16 protein-coding genes, 1 pseudogene and 1 riboswitch are annotated in these 19,671 nt (G+C 73.0%); of the genes and pseudogenes, 4 read left to right on the top strand and 13 right to left on the bottom strand.

Annotated elements, in window-relative coordinates:
• Positions 1-90 precede the first annotated feature (90 nt).
• Genes AC29IT_RS22665 through AC29IT_RS22675 form a run of 3 tightly spaced genes read right to left on the bottom strand, consistent with a single transcriptional unit; the run spans position 91 to position 3,769 of the window.
• Positions 91-1,128 (bottom strand): ABC transporter ATP-binding protein, encoded by a 1,038-nt coding sequence (locus tag AC29IT_RS22665; protein WP_488220036.1) that lies wholly within the window; start codon positions 1,126-1,128, stop codon positions 91-93.
• Positions 1,128-2,726: an ABC transporter permease gene (locus tag AC29IT_RS22670; protein WP_488220037.1), complete on the bottom strand. Its 1,599-nt coding sequence runs from the start codon at positions 2,724-2,726 to the stop codon at positions 1,128-1,130. Before AC29IT_RS22670 ends, AC29IT_RS22665 begins: the two co-directional genes overlap by 1 nt.
• Positions 2,723-3,769 carry a thiamine ABC transporter substrate-binding protein gene (locus tag AC29IT_RS22675; RefSeq protein WP_488220038.1) on the bottom strand — a complete coding sequence of 349 codons (1,047 nt, stop codon included), beginning with the start codon at positions 3,767-3,769 and terminating at the stop codon, positions 2,723-2,725. Before AC29IT_RS22675 ends, AC29IT_RS22670 begins: the two co-directional genes overlap by 4 nt.
• Before the next feature lie 46 nt (positions 3,770-3,815).
• Positions 3,816-3,926, bottom strand: a riboswitch (TPP riboswitch).
• Positions 3,927-3,995: 69 nt separating this feature from the next.
• On the opposite strand from AC29IT_RS22675, the gene AC29IT_RS22680 reads away from it, so the two are divergent.
• Positions 3,996-4,289, top strand: a complete 294-nt coding sequence (locus AC29IT_RS22680) for a 4a-hydroxytetrahydrobiopterin dehydratase (protein WP_258343104.1) — start codon at positions 3,996-3,998, stop codon at positions 4,287-4,289.
• Positions 4,290-4,358: 69 nt separating this feature from the next.
• Here the strand turns inward: AC29IT_RS22680 and AC29IT_RS22685 are convergent, their stop codons facing one another.
• Positions 4,359-5,324 carry an FAD-dependent oxidoreductase gene (locus AC29IT_RS22685; protein WP_488220039.1) on the bottom strand — a complete coding sequence of 322 codons (966 nt, stop codon included), beginning with the start codon at positions 5,322-5,324 and terminating at the stop codon, positions 4,359-4,361.
• 441 nt (positions 5,325-5,765) lie between these two features.
• Here AC29IT_RS22685 and AC29IT_RS22690 point away from each other — a divergent pair, with 441 nt between their 5' ends.
• Positions 5,766-6,197, top strand: a complete 432-nt coding sequence (locus tag AC29IT_RS22690; protein WP_488220040.1) for a DUF6157 family protein — start codon at positions 5,766-5,768, stop codon at positions 6,195-6,197.
• 78 nt (positions 6,198-6,275) lie between these two features.
• On the opposite strand, the pseudogene AC29IT_RS22695 reads toward AC29IT_RS22690, so the two are convergent.
• A pseudogene (locus AC29IT_RS22695) lies at positions 6,276-6,656 on the bottom strand (DUF2255 family protein).
• Positions 6,657-6,823: 167 nt separating this feature from the next.
• Positions 6,824-7,744 (bottom strand): alpha/beta hydrolase, encoded by a 921-nt coding sequence (locus AC29IT_RS22700; RefSeq protein WP_488220041.1) that lies wholly within the window; start codon positions 7,742-7,744, stop codon positions 6,824-6,826.
• A gap of 189 nt (positions 7,745-7,933) precedes the next feature.
• Between AC29IT_RS22700 and AC29IT_RS22705 the strand changes: the two genes are divergently transcribed.
• Complete coding sequence (locus tag AC29IT_RS22705) at positions 7,934-8,821, top strand: helix-turn-helix domain-containing protein (RefSeq protein ID WP_488220042.1); 888 nt, start codon at positions 7,934-7,936, stop codon at positions 8,819-8,821.
• Between the two features lie 28 nt (positions 8,822-8,849).
• Here the strand turns inward: AC29IT_RS22705 and AC29IT_RS22710 are convergent, their stop codons facing one another.
• The 5 genes from AC29IT_RS22710 to AC29IT_RS22730 all read right to left on the bottom strand — a co-directional run bounded on the left by AC29IT_RS22710 (position 8,850) and on the right by AC29IT_RS22730 (position 15,392).
• Positions 8,850-9,299: an acetyltransferase gene (locus AC29IT_RS22710; RefSeq protein ID WP_488220043.1), complete on the bottom strand. Its 450-nt coding sequence runs from the start codon at positions 9,297-9,299 to the stop codon at positions 8,850-8,852.
• A 105-nt stretch (positions 9,300-9,404) separates the two neighbouring features.
• Positions 9,405-10,481, bottom strand: a complete 1,077-nt coding sequence (ychF, locus tag AC29IT_RS22715; RefSeq protein ID WP_358439869.1) for a redox-regulated ATPase YchF — start codon at positions 10,479-10,481, stop codon at positions 9,405-9,407.
• A 232-nt stretch (positions 10,482-10,713) separates the two neighbouring features.
• Entirely contained in the window at positions 10,714-11,019 is a 306-nt protein-coding gene (locus AC29IT_RS22720) for a hypothetical protein (protein WP_488220044.1), read from the bottom strand.
• A 243-nt stretch (positions 11,020-11,262) separates the two neighbouring features.
• Complete coding sequence (locus tag AC29IT_RS22725) at positions 11,263-14,214, bottom strand: AAA family ATPase (RefSeq protein ID WP_488220045.1); 2,952 nt, start codon at positions 14,212-14,214, stop codon at positions 11,263-11,265.
• Positions 14,211-15,392: an exonuclease SbcCD subunit D gene (locus AC29IT_RS22730; RefSeq protein ID WP_488220046.1), complete on the bottom strand. Its 1,182-nt coding sequence runs from the start codon at positions 15,390-15,392 to the stop codon at positions 14,211-14,213. Before AC29IT_RS22730 ends, AC29IT_RS22725 begins: the two co-directional genes overlap by 4 nt.
• A 292-nt stretch (positions 15,393-15,684) precedes the next feature.
• On the opposite strand from AC29IT_RS22730, the gene AC29IT_RS22735 reads away from it, so the two are divergent.
• Complete coding sequence (locus tag AC29IT_RS22735; RefSeq protein ID WP_488220047.1) at positions 15,685-16,614, top strand: DNA recombination protein RmuC; 930 nt, start codon at positions 15,685-15,687, stop codon at positions 16,612-16,614.
• Between the two features lie 7 nt (positions 16,615-16,621).
• Here the strand turns inward: AC29IT_RS22735 and AC29IT_RS22740 are convergent, their stop codons facing one another.
• Together AC29IT_RS22740 and AC29IT_RS22745 are read right to left on the bottom strand one after the other, a co-directional pair.
• The gene (locus AC29IT_RS22740) at positions 16,622-17,572 is read right to left on the bottom strand and encodes an alpha/beta hydrolase fold domain-containing protein (protein WP_488220048.1); all 951 of its coding nucleotides are present in this window, start codon (positions 17,570-17,572) and stop codon (positions 16,622-16,624) included.
• A gap of 401 nt (positions 17,573-17,973) precedes the next feature.
• Entirely contained in the window at positions 17,974-19,467 is a 1,494-nt protein-coding gene (locus tag AC29IT_RS22745; RefSeq protein WP_358442741.1) for an FGGY-family carbohydrate kinase, read from the bottom strand.
• Positions 19,468-19,671 lie beyond the last annotated feature (204 nt).

Consider the following 19,671-nt stretch of genomic DNA (forward strand, 5'->3'; position numbering starts at 1 on the left):
CGAGGTCCGGTGCGGTGGGCTTCCGCGGTCCTGGAACCACCGCACCGGAGCCGGACGGCTCGCGAACGGCGGCGGACGAACCGGGCGAGGTCAGTCACCGCCGACGAGCGCGACCCCGTCCGGGTCGAGGCGCAGCCGGACCTCGTCGCCGACCGCGGGAGCATCGGCGATGTGCGCGACGGCCTCCACCTGCCCGAGCTCCGGCACGGTGACGGCGAGCCGGACGTGGTCGTGCCGGTGCACCCGCTCGCGCACCGCGCCGAGCGGTCCTGCCGGTGCGGGATCGCCGGGCCGGATGCGCCGGGCGCGCACTCCGGCGGCCCGCAGTCCGAGCCGTGCCGCCCCGTCCTTCGCGGTCACGTCGACGGCGCCGAGCGCGCAGGTCGCCACGCCGTCGCGGACCTCCGCGGGCAGGAAGGTGGTGCAGCCGAGGAACGCGGCCACCTCCTCGTCCGCGGGATGCCGCCACAGCAGGTCGGGAGTGTCGGCCTGCAAGATCGTGCCGCGGGCCATGACGGCGACCCGGTCGGCGAGGGTGAACGCCTCGTCGTGGTCGTGCGTGACGACCAGCGCGGTCGACTCGCCGCGGCCGAGCAGTGCGGCCAGGTCCACCGCGAGCCGCTCGCGCAGCATCCGGTCCAGCGCGGAGAGCGGTTCGTCCAGCAGCAGGAGCTCCGGATCGGCGGCCAGCGCCCGAGCCAGCGCGACCCGCTGCGCCTCGCCCCCGGACAGGTCGGTGACCCGCCGGTCCTCGTACCCGGCCAGCCCGACGAGTTCGAGCAGCTCGGCGACGCGCGCCGCCCGGGCCGCGCCGCCGACGCCGCGCATCCGCGGGCCGAACGCCACGTTGCCCGCCACGTTCCGGTGCGGGAACAGCTGCCCGTCCTGGAAGACCAGCCCGAACCGGCGGTGGTGCACCGGCACGGCGGCGAGGTCGCGCCCGTTCCAGCGCACGGAGCCCGCCGTGGGGCGCTCGAGCCCGGCGACGGCCCGCAGCAGCGTGGACTTCCCGCAGCCGGACGGGCCGAGCAGCGCCAGCACCTCGCCGTCCAGCACCGAGAGCCGCACGTCGCGCACCGCCGTGGTGTCGCCGAAGCGGACGGTGAGCCCTTGCACTTCCAGCCCCATCAGAAGTCCTCCACGGCGTCGGTCCCCACCCGCAGCCGTTCGATGAGCACCACGCCCAGCACGGTGACGATCATCAGCAGCGCGCAGGCGGCGTAGGCGAGTTGCGAGTTGAGTTCGCCCGGCCTGCCGAGCAGCCGGGCGATGGCCACCGGCAGCGTCGGCGCATCGGGCCGGGCGAGGAAGCTGGTGGCGCCGAATTCCCCGAGCGCGACGACGAATCCGAAACCAGCGGCGGCCAGCACCGAGCGCACCGCGAGCGGGAAGTCGATCTCGCGGCGTACCCGCCACGGTCCGGCACCCAGCGTCGCCGCGGCCTGCCGCAGCCGGTCGTCGATGGCCCGCAGCACCGGCAGCACGGTGCGGATCACCAGCGGCGTCACCACCAGCGCCTGCGCGAACGGCACCAGCAGCGGTGAGGTGCGCAGGTCCCCGGGCAGCGAGCCGAGCGTGATCAGGTAGCCGAAGCCGACGGTCACCGCGGACACCCCCAGCGGCAGCATCAGCGCGAGGTCGAGGCTCTCGGCGACGAACCGCCGCCGCACGGCGACGAGCACGAACGAGGCGAGCAGTCCGAGCAGCAGTGCCATCCAGGTGGCGTCCACCGCGGTGCGCACCGAGTTCAGCGCGGCTTCGAGCCCGGTGACCTCCAAGGTTCCGGGCTGCCCGCTGCCCAGCAGCGCGCGGTATCCCGCGAGCCCCCACCCGTCCCGGGTGGACACCGACCGCACCAGCAGCGTGGCGATCGGCGCGAGCAGCGCGCACAGCACGGCACCGGCTAGCCCGACGATCCACCACTCCGCGCCCTGCGGCGGCCGGGCGGTGGTCGCGGGCGCGCGCAGCCGCAGCGCGGTCTCCCGGCGGCGGCGCGCGAGGGTGGCCACGAGCAGCGCGGCGACGACGGCGACCAGCTGGAGCAGGGACAGCGCCGCGGCACCGGGCAGGTCCAGCAGTTGCACGGTGCGCAGGTAGATCTCGGTCTCCAAGGTGCGCAGCCGTCCCCCGCCGAGCACCAGCACCACTCCGAAGCTGGTGGCGCTGAACAGGAACACGACGGCCGCCGCCGACCCGATCGCGGGCAGCAGCGCGGGCAGCGTCACCGAGCTGAAGGTGCGCAGTCGTCCGGCGCCGAGCGAGCGCGCGGCGTCCTCCATCCGCCGGTCCAGGTGGCTCCACAGCCCGCTGATGGTGCGGGCGACGACGGCGACGTTGAAGAACGCGTTGGCCAGCACGATCGGCAGCACTCCCCCGTCGGCGCCGAACAGCGCCCGGAACGCCATGCCCACGACGATCGTCGGCAGCACGAACGGCACGGTCACCGCGACCCGCAGCAGTCCCTTGCCGGGTACGACGAGCCGGGCGAGCACGTACGCGAGCGGCAGTCCGCAGAGCAGCGCGACGGCGGTGGACGCGGCGGCCTGGCCGAGGGTGAAGCCGACGAGGCGCCAGGTGGACGGCTCGGCCAGCACCGCTCCGACGTCGCCGCGCACGCCGAGCCCGATGATCGCCGCGACCGGCCAGGCGAAGAACACCCCGAGGAAGCCGAGGACGAGCACCGCGGCCAGCGCCACCGGCACCCGGCGCCGGAGTTCGCCGGTCATCCCCGGACCAGCGTCCGCCACTGCTCGACCCACCGGTCCCGGTTGTTCTCCACTTCGTCGGCGGGCAGTTCCCTGGGCCGCGGCGGCAGCGGAGCGCTCGCCGTCCACCCCTTCGGCAGCGCGACCCCGTCGAGCGCGGGGTACACGTACATCTGGTCGGCGACCTGGCCTTGGAATTCGGGCGAGAGCAGGAAGTCCACGACTTCTCGCGCCGCCTGCGGGTCCGCGGCGCCGGTGAGCACGCCCGCGTATTCGACCTGCCGGTAGCAGGTATCGAGCAGCGCCTTGGTGCGCGGCGTGCCGCTGTCGTCGACCTCGGCGGCGGGTGAGGACGCGTAGGACAGCACGATGGGCCGCGGTCCCTGCCCGGTGGATCCGGAGAAGTCCTGGTTGTAGGCCTCTTCCCAGCCGGAGGAGAGCCGCACGCCGTTGGCGTCGAGGGCGCGCCAGTAGTCCTGCCAGCCGGGTTCGCCGAAGGCGTCGATGGTGCCGAGCAGGAACGCCAGCCCCGGGGAGGACGTCGTCGGGTCCGGCATCGAGGTGAGGTTCCGGTACCGCGGGTCGGTGAGGTCCTGCAGCGTCGCCGGTTCCGGCAGCCGGTGCGCGGCGAACCAGGCGGGGTCGATGTTGATGCACACGTCGGCGACGTCGATGGCGGTGAGCCGGTCCTGCCCACCCTGGGCGTAGCGCTGGGGTCCGCGGTCGGCCGCGGCGGGCCGGTAGGGGGCGAACACGTCGGAGCGCAGCGCGCGGGAGGCGAAGGTGGAGTCGACGCCGTAGGCGACGTCGCCGAGCGGGGCGGCCTGGGACAGCGCCAGCTTGTTGGTCAGCTCTCCGGCGTCGCCGCTGTTGCGGACTTCCAGGTGGATGCCGCTGCGCTTCTCGAAGTCGGCGAGCAGCGCGGGGTCGGCGACGAACGAGTCGTGCGCGACGAGGGTGACGGTGCGCGCCGCGGTGTCCTCGCCGGAGCTCCCGATGAGCGAACATCCGGTGGTGAGCGCGGCTGCGGCGAGTGCCGCGGCCCAGCGCAGTAAGGGGTTCAACGGTCCTCCCGAGTAGCACACCGGTCTCGGCCACGCGTGCGAACTCGAGCTGATCGCGACACCTCCCTGCGCCGGCATGATCCGGTTCAGGTGCGGACGGTCGAGGGGATTCGCCCCTCCTCTCAGCCCAGCGCGCTGGACTCCCGTGGCGACGGCAGTCTACGTGCCACCACCGGGCCGGGGGTCGACGGTCGCGTTCCGGCCGTCCGACGACCACCATGTGGGCATGACCGAACTGCTGAACGACACCCAGGTCGCCGAGTCGCTGTCCCGCCTGCCGGAGTGGGCCCAGGACGGCACCACGATCGTGCGGAGCGTGGAGTTCGCGAGCTTCCCGCAGGCCATCCAGGCCGTGAACCGGGTCGCGGAGATCGCGGAGAGCGAGAACCACCACCCGGATCTGGACATCCGGTGGCGCACCGTCGTGTTCGCCCTCTCGACGCATTCGGCGGGTGGTCTCACCGCGAAGGACTTCACGCTGGCCGAGGAGATCGACGGGGTGGTCGACGCACTGGCCTGAGCCGCGCCGACCTGAGCCGCGGGCTGCCGTTGCGCGGGGAGCCGGCTCCGCCGCTGCCGCCCCGCCCGGTCAGCGCGTCGGGTGGAGGACGAGCGCGGCGGCTTCGGCGGCGCAGCCCCAGGACAGCGAGACGCCGCAGCCGGAGTGCCCGTAGTCGTGCACGACGGTGGCGCCGCCGAACCGCTCCACTTCGAGGCGGACGGCGTCGCGGCCGGGGCGGAGTCCGACGGTGGCGCCAAGCACTTCGGCCCCGGCGAGCAGCGGTTCGACGTCCGCGCAGCGGCGCAGCACGGCGGCGCCGTCCTCGCGGTCGGGCGTGCGGGACCAGTCCTGCTCGCGCGCGACGCCGCCGAGCACGACGTGGTCGCCGTGCGGCACGTACGAGGTGAACTCGGGGCCTGCGCCGACTTCCACGAAGTACTCGGTGATGCCGGGGTTGCGCACGATGACGTGCTGTCCGCGCACCGGGCGCACCCCGGGGTCGCCGACGAGTTCGTGCGCGCCGACGCCGGTGCAGTTGACGATGCGGTCGGCTTCGCCCGCGGCGTCGGCCAGCGAGGACACCGGGCTGATCAGCAGTTCGCCGCCCGCGGCGAGGAGCCTGCCGGTGAGGTGGTCGAGGTAGCGCGGCATGTCGATCAACGGGAGCGTCGCCCGGTAGCCGCTGCGGAATCCGGTGGGCAGCTCGTCGGCGGTGCAGGGGCGCAGGTCGGGCAGCAGCAGCGCTTCGGGCGGCAGCTGGTCGCCGAGGTCGACGCGCGCGGCCATCCGCCCGGTGGCGAGGTGCACCCCGCTGTCCGGGTCGGCCACGAGCTCGACCAGCCGGTGGTAGGTGTCGGCGACCCACTTGCGCACCCGAGCGGCGGGTTGCAGCAGTGCCGGACCCCAGATCGCGCCGGCGACGGCGGAGGTGGTGTCGGCGGGTGGTTCGTCGGTGCGGACGCGCACCGGCACGCCGGATTCGGCGAGGACCACGGCGGTGCTGAGCCCGATCACCCCGGATCCGATGACCAGAACGGTCCCGTTGGCGGCCATTTCGGCACGCTAGCAGCGTTCCCCGTCGCGCACGGCCTGCTCGGGGCGGGGTTCGCGGGCGCTCGGCGCGGCCCTAGTCCTCGACGATGGTGATCGTTCCGGTGCCGCCGCAGTTGCTGCACCCCTTGCCGTTGCAGTCTCCGCAGATCAGGGTGATGTGCTGCATGCGCACAACGTAAATCGCCTGGTCACGGCGTGCGACTCCGTTGCTCCGGGGTGCGTCGCCGACGGTTCGCGGCGGGCCGCGCTGCGCTACCGGCCCCGCCCGCCTTTCACCCGGACGTGCCCGAGCGGAGGGGGCGGCGGGTCGGAGAATCGCGTTCGCCCGGTGTTCGTCATCGATCGGGGGTCAGCCGATCGCGGTCCGAGGCGAGGAGGACCGGATTCGAGGAGCGGCCGCTTCCCCATCCGACGTCGGTCCCCCGGCGTACCGTTCCGGCCATGGAACGGGTCGATCGCACGAACACGTTCATCGAGGTGGCCGAGGACTGCCCGGTCACCACCGCGACGGTGCCCCCGCTGAACGCCGAGGCGCCGTCGGTCGCCGCGCGCACCTACCGGCTGATCGCCGAGCACCCGTACGAGTTCACGTCCGGCGACGTCATCTTCACCGTCTTCGCGGACCGGGCCGCCATCCCGGACGAGGAGCGGGCGGACGCCCGCCGGGAGTTCTTCGCGCGGAGCAGGGCCTGCCTGCGTTCCTCGCCGCTGGGCAAGCGCTACGGCTGGGGCATCCACGCCGACGCCCGCGGCCGCCTGGCCCTGTACGCCGTGGACGGCCCGGAGTACGCGGAGTTCACCTCCGGCCGGCGCACCGGAGAGTCGGGCGAACCGATCACCCGCACCAAGGCGCTGCGCAGCACCCGGGCCTGACCTCCCCGACCCGACCGGCCCGCGCCCTCGGCGAGCGGGCAGGGGCCGCATCCCGGGAGACCGCCCCTGCCCGTGAGCTCAGTCCACGGGGACGACCTCGAGGGTGTTCCGGCGCACGGGCTCGGTCGACATCGTCACCGAATACGGGCTGTCGGAGTACTTGTCGAGGAACGCGGCGTCCACCGCCCGGTTGGTCTCCTCGTCATCAGCGGGAACAGCGGCGAAACGCACGCTCCTCCGCACTCCTCCGGCGGAGATGCGTCCCCGCCCGGTCTCCAGCGCGGGCCCGTATCACTTGCCCCGGGTGCCGTTGAAGGAGCGGATGAAGATCCGACCGCCCACGGGCACCGACCAGATGTCCACGGTCTTCGGGGTGGTGCCGTCGGGCAGGGTCGCTCCGACGGTGAAGTAGGTCTCCGCGTTGATGCGGGCCAGTTCGTCCTGGGTCCAGTCGGCCATGTCGCCGGCCTCCCTCGCGTTCGGCGGCCGTGCGGCCGCGATGTCCGGTTCCGCGCGCCGACTCCGGTGCTCGATGCGATGGGTGCGTGCGTCGGCGCGTGCCCGCACCGGGTCCGGTGGCGGCTCCGCGGTGAACGCACCCCGGCGCCGCGCCCCGAGTCGGTGCGTCAGATCGTGCCGAGGAAGAACGGAACCAGCTGGGCGACCGCTTCGGCGACCTCCTTCTCGCCGTCGTAGAGCGACATGTGGTTCGCCCCCTCCACGACGTGGAGCGACTTGTCCGCGCTCGCCGCCCGCTCGTGCAAGTCGTCGCTCATCCACTTCGAACCGGCATCACTGCCCGCGATGAGCAACAGCGGCTGGGTGAGGAAGACCTCGGCCTCGTGGAAGGCGTCGTAGGTGACGATCTGGCTGAGGCTGCGCGCCGTCATCCAGCCCGGCGCGGCGGGGTGTTCGCAGCGGGGCGTGTGGTAGTACTCCCACGCCTCTTCCAGCTCGGGGTTCGGCGCGTCCTCCCTGTTCATCGGCGCGAGCGGGAACCGGTTGTCCTCGCCCCGCCCGGTGGCGTCGGTGGTCCGCGCTCGGGCGGCCTGGTCCAGTGCGGGTGCCGCATCGGCGTCGGCGACCGAGCCGTCCCAGCCGTTGCGGAACATCTGGCCGATGTTGACCATGCTCACGGTGCCCACGGCCTTGATGCGCGGGTCGTTGATCGCCGCGTTCGCGGTGTACCCGGCTCCGGCGCAGACGCCCATCGCGCCGATCCGCTCCTCGTCCACGTACGGCAGGGTGGTCAGGTGGTCGACCACGGCGCTGACGTCTTCGGTGCGGACGTGCGGGTTCTCCAACTGCCGGGGGCTGCCGGTGCTCGCGCCTTGGAACGATGCGTCGTAGGCGATGGTCACGAACCCGTTCTCGGCGAGCTCTCTCGCGTAGGTGCCCGCGGTCTGCTCCTTCACACCACCGCCCGGGTGGGAGACGACGATCGCCGGGTACTCCTCGGCCTCGTCGAACTCGGGTGGGAAGTTGATGACCGCGGCCAACGTGGTGCCGTAGCCGTTGCGGGTCTCGATCTCGATGTTCTCGCTCACGATCCTCCTCCGGTGAAACGCCGTGCAGCGCGTCCGGCCGGCTCCCGGCGGACCCGGCTGCACCGGACGCCCTCCACTGTGGGAGCCGTTCGGCGGCTGCGGCAGGTTCGGCCAGAACCCCCTCGACCAGGTCTTCCGGGGTTCCACCAGAGCCTGGATCGGAGCGGCGGGCGCATCTAGCCTCGGGGCATGGCGTCGAAGGACGAGAACGTGCGGGACTTCCTGGCCACCCGACGCGCGAAGATCACACCGGACGTGGCGGGACTGCCCTCGCTCCCCGGCATCCGGCGCGTGCCCGGCCTGCGCCGCGAGGAGGTCGCGATGCTCTCCGGGGTGTCGGTCGACTACTACACCCGGATCGAGAAGGGCGACCTGACCGGCGTGTCCGACGACGTCCTCGATTCCATCGCCCGAGCCCTGCGGTTCACCTCCGACGAGATCGGGTACCTCTACGACCTCGCGCGGACCGCGCGGCGCCCCGCACTCGCCCGCAAGCGGACCAAACCGGCCCGGACGGTTCCGCAACGGGTGCGGCTGCTCATGGACGCCATGCCCCAGACCCCGGTGCTCGCCCACAACAGGTGCCTGGACGTCGTGGCGGCGAACGCCCTCGGCCGAGCCCTGTTCTCCGTCGTCTACGACAGCCCGACGAGGAGCTCCGCGGCCACCCCGCCGAACATGGCGGCGTTCGTCTTCCTCGACCCGGCGGCCGAAGACTTCTACACCGACCTGGACGACGCCGCGAGCGCCTGCGTGCGGATGCTGCGCGTCCAAGCCGGGGCCACGCCGCACGACAAGCAGCTGACCGGGCTCATCGGGGAGCTCTCCACCCGCAGCGAGGACTTCCGCACCCGCTGGGCGGGACACGACGTCGGGCGGCTCCGCGACGGCAGCAAGGCGATCGACCACCCCGAAGTGGGCCACCTCGACCTGGGATTCGAGCAGCTCACGATCGACTCGGCACCGTCGATCGTCCTGTCCACCTACATCGCGGAGCCTGCTTCGGCGACGGCCGAACGGCTCCAGCTGCTCGCCGCGTGGACCACCGCACCGCCCACCCCGTCCCCGCTGCCCTGACGCGCGAGCCGGACCGGGCCGCCGCCGGTCAGGGCGCCGCTCGGCCGTCGCGGGACATCCGCAGCAGCGGGTACGGCCGCCCTTCGTCGTCGAGCTCGCTGCGCCCGGTGATCGCGAACCCGTGCCGGAGGTAGAACCCGACGGCCTGCGCGTTCTGCTCGTTGACGTCCACGGACGTCACCCCGAGCTCGACCACCGCGTGCGCGAGGAGGGCGCGGCCGACTCCTCGCCCGCGGTGCGCCGCGTCGACGAACAGCATCTCCAGGCCGGTACCGGACGTGCCCGCGAAACCGACCGGCGCACCACCGAGCTCGGCGACGCTGATCCGCACCTGCGGGAAGTGCGCGACGGGCAGGCGCTCCTCGATCTCGGCGCGGTCCCGCGGGTCCAGGAAGTCGTGGGTGGCGTCGACCGCACTGCGCCAGATCCGCAGGAACGACGGGAACTCGGCGGCTCCCGTCGACTCGCGGATCGTCACCTCAGGCACGACGAGCCCGAGCCGTGCAGCAGGGCAGGTCGAAGCGCCGCACTGCCGACGGCGGAATCACGAGCACCGTCCTGCCCCCTGATCTGCAGCGACCGACTACACGTTGAAGCGGAACTCCACGACGTCGCCGTCGGCCATGACGTAGTCCTTGCCCTCCATGCGGACCTTGCCCCCGGAGCGCGCGGTGTTCATCGAACCCGCTTCGACCAGGTCTGCGAAGGACACGATCTCGGCCTTGATGAAACCGCGCTCGAAGTCGGTGTGGATCACGCCGGCGGCCTGCGGGGCGGTCGCGCCCTGCGGGATGGTCCAGGCGCGCGCTTCCTTCGGGCCCGCCGTCAGGTAGGTCTGGAGGCCGAGGGTGTGGAACCCCGCGCGGGCCAGGGCGTGCAGGCCCGGCTCCGGCTGACCGACCGATTCCAGCAGTTCGCGGGCCGATTCCTCGTCGAGCTCGATCAGCTCGGATTCGACCTTGGCGTCGAGGAAGACGGCGTCGCCGGGAGCGACCAGGTCGCGCAGCTCCTGCTTGCGGGCCTCGTCGGAGAGCACGCCTTCGTCGGCGTTGAACACGTACAGGAACGGCTTGGTGGTGAGCAGGTTCAGCTCGCGCAGCTCCGGGATGTCGGCCATCTTCGCGGCGAACAGGGTGGTGCCCTCGTCGAGGACCCGCTTCGCTTCGTTGGCCGCGTCCAGCGCGGGGCGCTTGTCCTTGTGCGTGCGGGCTTCCTTCTCCAACCGCGGCAGCGCCTTGTCCAGGGTCTGCAGGTCGGCGAGGATCAGCTCGGTGTTGATCGTCTCGATGTCGCTGGACGGGTCGACGTTGCCGTCGACGTGCACCACGTCCGGGTCGTCGAACACGCGGATGACCTGGCAGATCGCGTCGGCTTCGCGGATGTTCGCGAGGAACTTGTTGCCGAGGCCCTGGCCTTCGGAGGCGCCCTTCACGATGCCCGCGATGTCGACGAAGGACACGGTGGCGGGCACCAGCTTCTCGGAGCCGTACAGCTCGGCGAGCTCGGCCAGTCGGGGGTCGGGCAACGGCACCACACCCACGTTCGGCTCGATCGTCGCGAACGGGTAGTTCGCCGCGAGCGCGTCGTTGCTGGTGAGGGCGTTGAACAAGGTGGACTTGCCGACGTTGGGCAGCCCGACGATTCCGAGGGTGAGGCTCACGGGCCGTGAGTCTAAGTGGTGCGGGCGGCGATCGGCGCAGGTGGCCCGCACCCGAACCGCGCGCACCCGGTTCGGGTGCGAGCCCGGTCCGGACGCAAGACCAGCTCGGGTGCAAGCCCGGTCCGGACGCAAGACCGGTCCGGGCGCCCGGTCCGGACGCAAGACCAGCTCGGGGGCGAGCCCGGTTCGCGGCGCGCCCGGATCGGGCGTCCAGCCGATCGGGGTGACCGCGTCAGTCGTCGTCCTGCTCGCCGTCGCCCTGGTCGTCCTCGCGGTCGTCGTGCTGGTCCCCGTTCTGCTGGTCCCCGTCCCGGTGGTCGTCCGGCTGGTCCCGGTCCTGTTCATCCGGACCCGGCTGATCACCGTCCTGCTGATCGCCGTCCTGCTGTTCCCCGTCCTGCTGCTCCTGCTGCTCCTGCTGCTGTTGCGGCGGCGGAGCCGGGTCGTCGCAGCCCGCGGTGACGGTGAGCGCGAGGAGCACGCCCGCCGCACCGCCGACGAGCTTGCCGCGGGAACGCGTGATCGTGGAGTGAGCCATGACTCCGACATTAAGGAGCAATCCCCCACCTGTCATCCGACCGCGACGACCCGCTCTCGTCGCGAGGCGAGGGGTGGCGCGACCTCGGCGGTCGTCTCGCTGCGGGATCGAGTCCACCGGTGGTCCCAGCGGACCACGCCGTCTCGCGAGAAGACCGCTGTGAACCCGCAGGCGGCCCGGTCGATCAAGGGGTCGGCACGTCAGCGGCTTCGCCGCGGGCAACGCGAGATCGGAAGCCGGTGGTCAGGTGTCGAGTTCGATGGTGGAGCCGTTGTCCCGCGACTTCCGGATCCGCAGCCGCACCCCGATGCGCTGGCGCATCTCATCCACGTGCGAGACGAGGCCGATCACCCGGCCACCGGCGCGCAGCTCGTCGAGGGTGTCCATCACGAGGTCGAGCGTGTTCGCGTCGAGCGTGCCGAAGCCCTCGTCGATGAACAGCGTGTCCAGCAGCGCCCCGCCGGTCTCGGCGGCCACTACGTCGGCGAGGCCGAGGGCCAGCGACAGGGAGGCCATGAACGATTCGCCGCCGGAGAGCGTCTTCGCGGACCGGGTCTGCCCGGAGTAGTCGTCGAGCACGTCGAGCCCGAGCCCGCCGCGGGTGCCGCGCGCGCCCGCGGCGTCGGAGTGCACGAACGAGTAGCGGCCGTCGCTCATCCGCCGCAGCCGCCGGGTGGCGGTGACCGCGACCTCTTCCAGCCGGGCGGCGAGCACGTAGGAGCGCAGCGACATCTTGCGCGCGTTCTGGCCGCGCCCGTTGACGACGTCGGCGAGCGCTTCGAGTTCGGCGTGCTCGGCGAGCGCCGGGCCGAGTTCGTCCCAGGCCGCGCGCAGCCGGGTCGCGAGCTGCCGCACGTCGCGTTCGCGCTGTTCGGCGCGTTGCGCGGTCACGGCGGCGCGTTCGGCGGCTTCGCGTGCGGTGGTGGCGGCTTCGGCGGCGGTGTCCAGCCCGACCTCGGTGTCGGCGTCGATGCCGAAGAGCTCCTCACCGCCGAGCGCGGCCTGCGCGGTGGCGCGCCGCTGTTCGGCGCGGGTGAGGGAATCGGTGAGCTCGCCGCGCCGGGCTTCGTCCCGTTCCGCGCGCAGCGCTTCCTCGACGTCGGTGAAGCCCGCGTCGACGGCCGCGGTCCGCAGCGATGCGCGCTGCTTGGCGAGCCGGGCGTCGGCGTCGTCGCGGGCGGTGCGGGCGGCGACGAGGCGGTCGAGCCGCCCGACCTGGTCGAGCAGGTGCGCGCGGTGCGCGTCGATGTCGGCGTGCTCGCCGCGGGCCGCGTCGAGCCGGGCGGCGCGGGCGTCGATCGCGTCGGCGAGACCGGTGCGTTCGGTGCGCGCGGCGGCGATGCGCCGGTCGAGTTCGCCGCGCTGCTCGGTGAGCCGTTGCGCGGCGGAGTCGAGTTCGGCGAGTTCCCGGGTGCGCGCCGGGGTTCGGTCGGCGAGATCGCGCACCGCGTCGCGGTGTTCGGTGGCGGTGGCGGTCTCGGCGGCGAGGTCGTCGGTGCCGCGGTCGCCGACGCGGTCCCGCAGCAGTTCGAGGTGCCTGCGCGCCTCGGTCTCGGCCGCGGCGGTGTCGTCCCGGCGGGCTTGGGCGCGTTGTTCGGCCTGCTGGGCGCGCTCCTCGTCCTCGGCTCCGACCGAGTCGTCGACGGCCGAGCGCGGTTCGGGGTGGTCGGCGGAACCGCACACCGGGCACGGGTCGCCCGCGGTGAGCCCGGCGGCGAGTTCGGCGGCCATCCCGGCGAGCCGGCGGTCGCGCAGGTCGAGCACGGTCTCCCGGGCGCGCTGGTGCTCGTCCACGGCGCGGCGGGCGGCTTCGGCGGCCTGGTCGTGGGCCTGCTGCGCGGCGGGCACGGCGCGGGCGGTGCGGAGCAGCTCGGTGAGCTCGTCGACCTTCGCCTCGGCCTGCTCGCGGCGGCTGCCCGCTTCTTTCGCCTCGTCGAGCCGGGTGCGGGCGGCGCTGATCCGGTCGGGCAGCGCGGCCTGCTGCTCGTCCAGCTCGGCGATGGCGCGTTCGTCGGCGTCGATGCCGCGGTCGAGTTCGGCGAGCCGGGCGCGGTCGGAGTCCTGCTTGCGGGCTTCCGGGAGCAGTTCGGCGAGCGCGCCCGCGCGTTCCCGGTGTGCACCGGAGCGCCTGCGCAGGTCGTCGAGCGGCGCGTCCGGGTCGGGGCAGCCGGTTTCGGCGTGCGCCGCTTCGCGGGCGGCCCGGTCGAGTTCGGTCTCGGCTTCGGTGACGGCGCGGCGCGCGGTGAGCACCGGCAGCACCCGCTGGGCGGCGTCGAGTTCGGCGCGCCACCGCTCGTGCTCGGCGCGCCGCGCGTCGAGTTCGGCGAGTTCGGCGTGGGCGCTGCGAACTCGGCGCACCTTGTCGGCGAGTTCGCGGCGGGCGGTGAGCTCCCGTTCCGCGGCGTCGCGCCGGGTGCCGAGTTCGGCGTGCTGCCGCCGGGCCTCGTCGAGTTCGGCGGCGAGGTGCTTCTCCCAGCTCTCCAGCCAGTGCCGCTCGTCGGCGCCGTCCTCGGGGTCCTGCCCGATGACCTGGGCGGTGCGGGCGAGCAGTTCGCGGACCTGCTGCTGGTGGGCGTCGACTTCGCGGCCGCGTTCCCGGCGGTGATCGACGAACCACTGCTCGACGTCGGCGAATCGCTGGGTGCCGAACAGCTTCTCCAGCAGCTTCTCGCGTTCGGTGGTCTCGGCGCGCAGGAAGTTCGCGAACTCTCCCTGCGGCAGCAGCACGACCTTCGTGAACTGGTCGACGCTCATCCCGAGCAGCCGCTGCACGCTGCGGTTGACCTCGTCGATGCGGCTGGAACCTTCGGAGGGCGCGTCGCCGGGGGCGTCGTCGATCCAGGTCAGCGAGGCCTTGGCGTTGCGGGTCGTGGTGCCTTCGCCGCGCTTCTTGCGCTGGTCGTACTTGGGGCTGCGCACGATGCGCAGCCGGTGGCCCTGCACGGTCAGCTCCAGTTCGACGGAGGTGACCACGTCGGCGGCGGCGGTGTCGCAGCGCAGCTGCTTGACCTGTTCGCGGGCGCCGGGGACCGCGCCGTAGAGGGCGAAGCAGATGGCGTCGAGCAGGCTGGTCTTGCCCGCGCCGGTGTCGCCGTGCAGCAGGAACAGCCCGTCGGTGCCGAGCGCGTCGAAGTCGACGTCGACCCGGTCCCGGTAGGGGCCGAACGCGGTGATCGTGAGCTGGTGCAGCCTCATTCCCGCACCTCCGCGACCTGCACGGCGTGCAGCGCCGCGGCGAGCAGCGCGCGTTCGCCGTCGGTGGGTTCGGTGCCGCGGCAGTCGGCGACGAACCCGTCGGCGATGGCGGTGTCGTCCCGCCCGCGCACCGCTTCGGAGTAGCGCAGTTCCGCGGTGGCGCGCCCGTTCTCCGGCTGCCATTCGAGGTGCACCGCGTGCGGGAACCGCTCCTGCAGGGCGCGCATCCCGTCCACCGGCCGCACGTCGTCGGTGAGCGTCGCGGACAGGAAGCAGTCCTCGTACTCGGCGTACTCGGGTTCGGCGAGCAGCGCTTCGAGCCGGCCGCGGACGGTCGCGAGCGCGCGCGGCACGGGCAGTTCGTGGCGGCGCACCTCGTGGAGCCCGTCGGCGTCGAGGTCGACGAGCCACGCGGACTTCCGCTGCCGCGCCTCGGAGAACGAGTAGGCGAGCGGGCTGCCGGAGTAGCGCAGGTGCTCGGCGAGGGTCTGCGGCCCGTGCAGGTGGCCGAGCGCGACGTAGTCGACGCCGTCGAAGACCGCGCCGGGCACGGTGTCGACGCCGCCGACGGCGATGGGTCGTTCGGATTCACTGGCGTCGCCGCCGACGACGAAGGCGTGCGCGAGCACCACGGACCGGGTTCCGGCAGGCCGGCCCGCGAGGTCGGCGCGGACGCGGTTCATCGCTTCGGCGAGCACCGGTTCGTGCCCGCGGCCCTGGACCGGTGCCGCGCCGGGCACGTCGGGCGACGAGTCGAGGACCTGGCGCGCCGGATCCGGTTCCAGGTAGGGGATTCCGTAGAAGGCGACGGGCCCGTGCTCGTCGTCGAGCAGCACGGGTTCGTGCAGCCGGGAGATGCGGGTGCGCAGGTGCAGTCCACCGGCGGCGGCGAACTCGCCGAAGGCGCCGACGCGGGCGGCGGAGTCGTGGTTGCCGGGGGTGACGACGAGTCGCGCCCCGGCCGCGCGGAGTGCGCCGAACACGCGCACGCAGGTCTCCACGGCCTCCCCGGAGGGCACGGCGCGGTCGTAGAGGTCGCCGGCGACGACGACCACGTCGACGTCTTCGGCGGTGACCAGGTCGGCGAGCCCGGTGAGGACCGCTTCCTGCTCGGCGAGCAGGTCGCGGCCGTGGAACGTCCGTCCCACGTGCCAGTCGGAGGTGTGCAGCACCCGCATGGCGGTCAAGTTACCGAACGCCTCCGACTCCGATCGCGCTGCGTCGAGGCCGCCGGGACGCGGTCCACGACATCGTCTTCGCAGGTGATCGACACCGCGCCGGACTCGCGGCGGGCCTCCCGGCGGACCGGCGGACCGTTGCGCCGACACGCGGACGGCGAGTCTGACATGCGTTCCTGCCAGGGAAAACGCGCCGGTTCGGGCCGATCAGGTGGTGCTCGACCCGATCGGAACCGGATCACCGGCCGGATGCGGAATGATCAGCCCCGTTCCCGGCCGAGAGGAGATCGCCATGGGCGTGCTGATCGCCGTCGTGATCGTGCTGGTGCTGCTGTTCGCGGCCGCGCTGGTGCTGATCTGGCGGCTCTACACGGATTCCGCGCACCGCGCCGACGAGGCGCTGCGGATGGTGGAGGCCGAACGCGCCCGCACCGTGGAGCAGCAGGCGGCGCTGCGCCGGTACGAGGTGGCGTTCGCGTCCATCACCGGCCGCGGGGAGCTGGGCGAGCAGGTGCTGGTCGAGACGGCGAAGTCGCTGGGGCTGCGGGAAGGCGTGCACTTCAGCGTGCAGACCGACCTGGCCGGGGGCGGCGCGGCGCGGCCGGACCTGGTGCTCTCCGTCGGCGGCGGCAGGCAGGTGCCGGTGGACGCGAAGGCGAGCCTCGCGGTGTGGGCGGAGGCGATGGAGACCGACGACCCGCAGGAGCGCGGCGATGCGCTGCGGGTGCACGTGCGCAACATCCGCTCGCGGGCGGCGGAGCTGTCCGGGAAGGGCTACCAGCGCTGGGCGGACGCGATCTACGGAACGATCATGTTCGTGCCGTCGGACGCAGCGGTGGTGACCGCGCTGGACACCGATCCGAGCCTGCTGTCCTGGCTGCTGGACAAGCGGGTCTTCCTGTGCGGCCCCACGGGTTTCGCGGTGCTGGCCTCGGCGGCGCTGTTCGCGGCGACCGAGCGCACCATCGCCGAGGACATCGAGCAGGTGCGGTCGCAGGCGGTGCGCGCGCAGCGGGCCGCGTCCGGCGCGGTGGAGGCGGTGAACCTCTCCAGCACGCACCTGCAGCGCTTCGTCTCGGCCCGTCGCCGCGAGCTGGACGCGCTGGAGTCGTTCCGCGGCGCGGTGCAGCCGCTGGCGGAGGGCGCGGGCGGCGCCGCCTCGATCGGCACCGTGCGCCGCGAGGAGGAGGGGCTGGTGGGCAGCGACCCGGCCGAGAACTGACCGCGGATCAGACGTGAGTGGCGAGGAACTCGTCGATCGCGTCCACGATCATCGGCACGCTCGGGCCCGGGGTGAAGCCGTGGTCGAAGTCGTCGTACGGGTGCAGCGACACGTCCACGCCGAGTTCGCGCAGTTCGGCCGCGAAGTTGAGGCTCTGCGCGATCGGCACCAGCGAGTCCTTGGTGCCGTGCTGGATGAGGAACGGCGGCTCGGCGCCGGAGAGGTTGCGGACGGGGCTGGCCGCGGCCGCGTGCTGCGGGCATTCGCTCGGCATGCAGCCGAGGTACTTGCGCACCGTCCGGCGCGAGTAGTCCGACAGCTGCGGGGTGGCCAGTTCCGCTTCGGCGCTCAGGTCCGTCGGTCCGAACCAGTCGATCACCGCGCGGATGCCGGTGAGCCCGCCACCGGGTTCGCCGGGGTCGTCGGTGACCGCCCCGAGCTGCGAGACCAGCAGCCCGCCCGCGGAGGCTCCCCACAGGACCACGCGGTCGGCGTCCAAGCTCCACGCGCCCGCGTGCGACTGCAACCAGCGGACCGCGGCCGCGACGTCCTCGACCTGCGCGGGAGCGGGGCCGAGATCGCTGAGCCGGTAGTCCACTGTGGCCACCGCGAAACCACGGCTGAGCATCCGTTCGGCCGCGAGCGATTCGGCGGCACCGCCGATGGCGAGGTGCCCGTCGAGCGCCCGGTCGCCCGCGTCCCAGCCGCCGCCGTGCGCGTACACCACCAGCGGGTGCGGCCCGGATCCTTCGGGCAGGAACAGATCCAGCTCCAGCGGCCCGGACGCGCGTGTCGCGTACACCTGACCGGGGACGACCCGCGCCGCGCCGAGGTCGGCGGCGGCCGCGCCGATCAGCGTGCCGCTGCCGGAACCGGCGGAGACGGCGCAGCCCGCGGTCACAACCAGCACCGCCGTGCCGGCCAGCACCGCGCGCCAGATCCGCCGTGCCGAGACCATGCCGCCCTCCCGGAACCGTTGGCTCCGTCCACCGGCGCCGACCGCAGAGGACCTTAACAAGCAACTCACTCGTTCGAGTGGCACTAGTACCTCTCGCAACGAGACCGACCACCCGACCGCACCGGACGAACGGACCGTTCACCCAGCGCAGCAACGCCGGCACTCCACGCACCCCACCACCGACCCGCGAACCACAACAGCGAATCCGCGCTCTCCCGCCAGCGGCGAAGCCGCCGGCAGTGGGACCACGCACGCCACCGGCACCGCCGCGGGTTCTCAGCGGGATTCTCGCGAGGACAGCGTTTTCGCCTGTGGCGGAGCCACCGGTGAAAACGATCCCGCAGCGAGAATCCCGCTGAGGTTCCGCCACCCGCCCCGCTCCGCAAGAGGAGCGAACGAACTCAGGCGTCAGCGGCGTGCTGCTGTCCCGCGAGGAAGTGCTGGATGTCCGCGGTGGCCCGGTAGAGCTCCAGGTAGTGCTGGTAGAAGGCGTCGTACCGCTCGGTGCGCTCCGGGTCGGGCACGACGGTGCGGGCCACCGGGTTCCACTGCCGCTCGTCCACGGCGGTGCCGGTGGCGATCCCGGCCATCAGCGCGTCGCCGAACGCGGCGCCGACGGTCTCGCTGGGGATCTGCTGCTCCTGGCCGGAGATGTCGGAGACGATCTGCGTCCACAGCCCGCCCTGGGTGCCGCCGCCGACGGCGACGAGCCGCCCGGCCCGGCCGCCCGCGGAGCTCATCGCTTCGAGGTTGTGCCGCACCCCGTAACCGATGCCTTCCAGCGCCGCCCGGTAGACCTCGGCCCGGCCGTGGCTGGTGGTGAGCCCGAGCAGCGCGCCGCGCGCGTCCGGGTCGAAGATCGGCGTGCGCTCCCCCGCGAAGTACGGCAGCAGCAGCAGGCCGCGACTCCCGGCGGGCGCGCCCGCGGCTTGCTCGACGAGTTCGGCGAAGTCGCCGTCGACGAGCCGCCGGATCCAGTCGGTGACGGCACCGGAGGTCGCCATGCCCGCGGCGAGCGTGTAGGTGTCCGGGAAGACGCCGCAGGTCCCCCACAGCGCGGAGTGCGGCCGCGGGTCGGTGAGCACCTGCACGAAGAACATGGTGGTGCCGTACATGAGCATCACGTCGCCGGGTTCGCGCACGCCCGCGCTGGTGGCCTCCGCCCAGGCGTCGATGGTGCCGGTGGTGACGGGGAGCCCTTCGGGCAGTCCGGTTTCGGCGGCGGCGTTCGCCCCGACCCGGCCGACGACCTCGGTGGGCCAGGCCAGCTCGGGCAGCGGCAGGTCGGGGGCGACGCGCTGCGCCCAGTCCTTCGACCAGTCGCGGGCCTGCAAGTCGTAGAGCGGGTCGCACTGGCTGGCGGAGTGGTGGTCGAGCACGTACCGCCCGGTCAGCCGGTGCACCAGGTAGGAGCTGCACATGAGCAGCTTCTCGGTGCGCGCGTACACCTCGGGTTCGTTCTTGGCGAGCCACCGGATCTTCGGTCCGACGGCCTGGCTGGTCAGCGCGGAGCCGCCGCGGCGCAGGATCTCGTCGGCGCCGAACTCCTCGGTGAGCTCGGCGATCTCGGTGGTGGCCCGGGTGTCGACGCCGTAGAGGATCGCGGGCCGCAGCGGGTTGCCGTCGCCGTCGGCGGGCAGCAGCACCGGTCCGATGCCGCTGACGCCGAGTCCTTCGATCGTGCGTCCCTCGGCGGCGGGCAGCAGGTCGCGCACGATGGCGGTGAAGTCGTTCCACCACACCGATTCCGCGTCGTGCTCGACCCAGCCCGGGTGCGGGTAGGAGGTGTCGTGCGGTTTGGTCGACCTGGCCACGATCCGCCCGTCGGTGGTGACCAGGACTCCCTTGGAACTCGACGTTCCGATGTCGATCCCGATCAGCACGCCCTCAGCCATCGCCTGTTCCTCCCGCTCGTCCGGTGTTCCCCGCGGCATCGTAAAGACCCGTCGTCCGGGCGATCCGCACTCCTGTCCGATTCGGGCACGCGCGCGGTCCGCTCAGCCACCGGCGGGAGCCCGGTTCCCGCCGATGGCCGCTGGACAGGCGCGTTGACCTGCGCTTCAGCGCGAGCGGCCCGCGTGTTTGATTCGGCCCGTTCC

It is taken from the genome of Saccharopolyspora sp. MMCC62, assembly GCF_057736575.1.

What these genes read in the sequence shown, in the direction of transcription:
- AC29IT_RS22740 (WP_488220048.1), bottom strand. Translation starts at nt 17,572, where the DNA reads ATGGTCTCGGCACGGCGGATCTGGCGCGCGGTGCTGGCCGGCACGGCG.
- AC29IT_RS22680 (WP_258343104.1), top strand. Translation starts at nt 3,996, where the DNA reads ATGACCGAACTGCTGAACGACACCCAGGTCGCCGAGTCGCTGTCCCGC.
- AC29IT_RS22735 (WP_488220047.1), top strand. Translation starts at nt 15,685, where the DNA reads ATGGGCGTGCTGATCGCCGTCGTGATCGTGCTGGTGCTGCTGTTCGCG.
- AC29IT_RS22745 (WP_358442741.1), bottom strand. Translation starts at nt 19,467, where the DNA reads ATGGCTGAGGGCGTGCTGATCGGGATCGACATCGGAACGTCGAGTTCC.
- AC29IT_RS22665 (WP_488220036.1), bottom strand. Translation starts at nt 1,128, where the DNA reads ATGGGGCTGGAAGTGCAAGGGCTCACCGTCCGCTTCGGCGACACCACG.
- AC29IT_RS22690 (WP_488220040.1), top strand. Translation starts at nt 5,766, where the DNA reads ATGGAACGGGTCGATCGCACGAACACGTTCATCGAGGTGGCCGAGGAC.
- AC29IT_RS22725 (WP_488220045.1), bottom strand. Translation starts at nt 14,214, where the DNA reads ATGAGGCTGCACCAGCTCACGATCACCGCGTTCGGCCCCTACCGGGAC.
- AC29IT_RS22730 (WP_488220046.1), bottom strand. Translation starts at nt 15,392, where the DNA reads ATGCGGGTGCTGCACACCTCCGACTGGCACGTGGGACGGACGTTCCAC.
- AC29IT_RS22720 (WP_488220044.1), bottom strand. Translation starts at nt 11,019, where the DNA reads ATGGCTCACTCCACGATCACGCGTTCCCGCGGCAAGCTCGTCGGCGGT.
- AC29IT_RS22670 (WP_488220037.1), bottom strand. Translation starts at nt 2,726, where the DNA reads ATGACCGGCGAACTCCGGCGCCGGGTGCCGGTGGCGCTGGCCGCGGTG.
- AC29IT_RS22705 (WP_488220042.1), top strand. Translation starts at nt 7,934, where the DNA reads ATGGCGTCGAAGGACGAGAACGTGCGGGACTTCCTGGCCACCCGACGC.
- AC29IT_RS22685 (WP_488220039.1), bottom strand. Translation starts at nt 5,324, where the DNA reads ATGGCCGCCAACGGGACCGTTCTGGTCATCGGATCCGGGGTGATCGGG.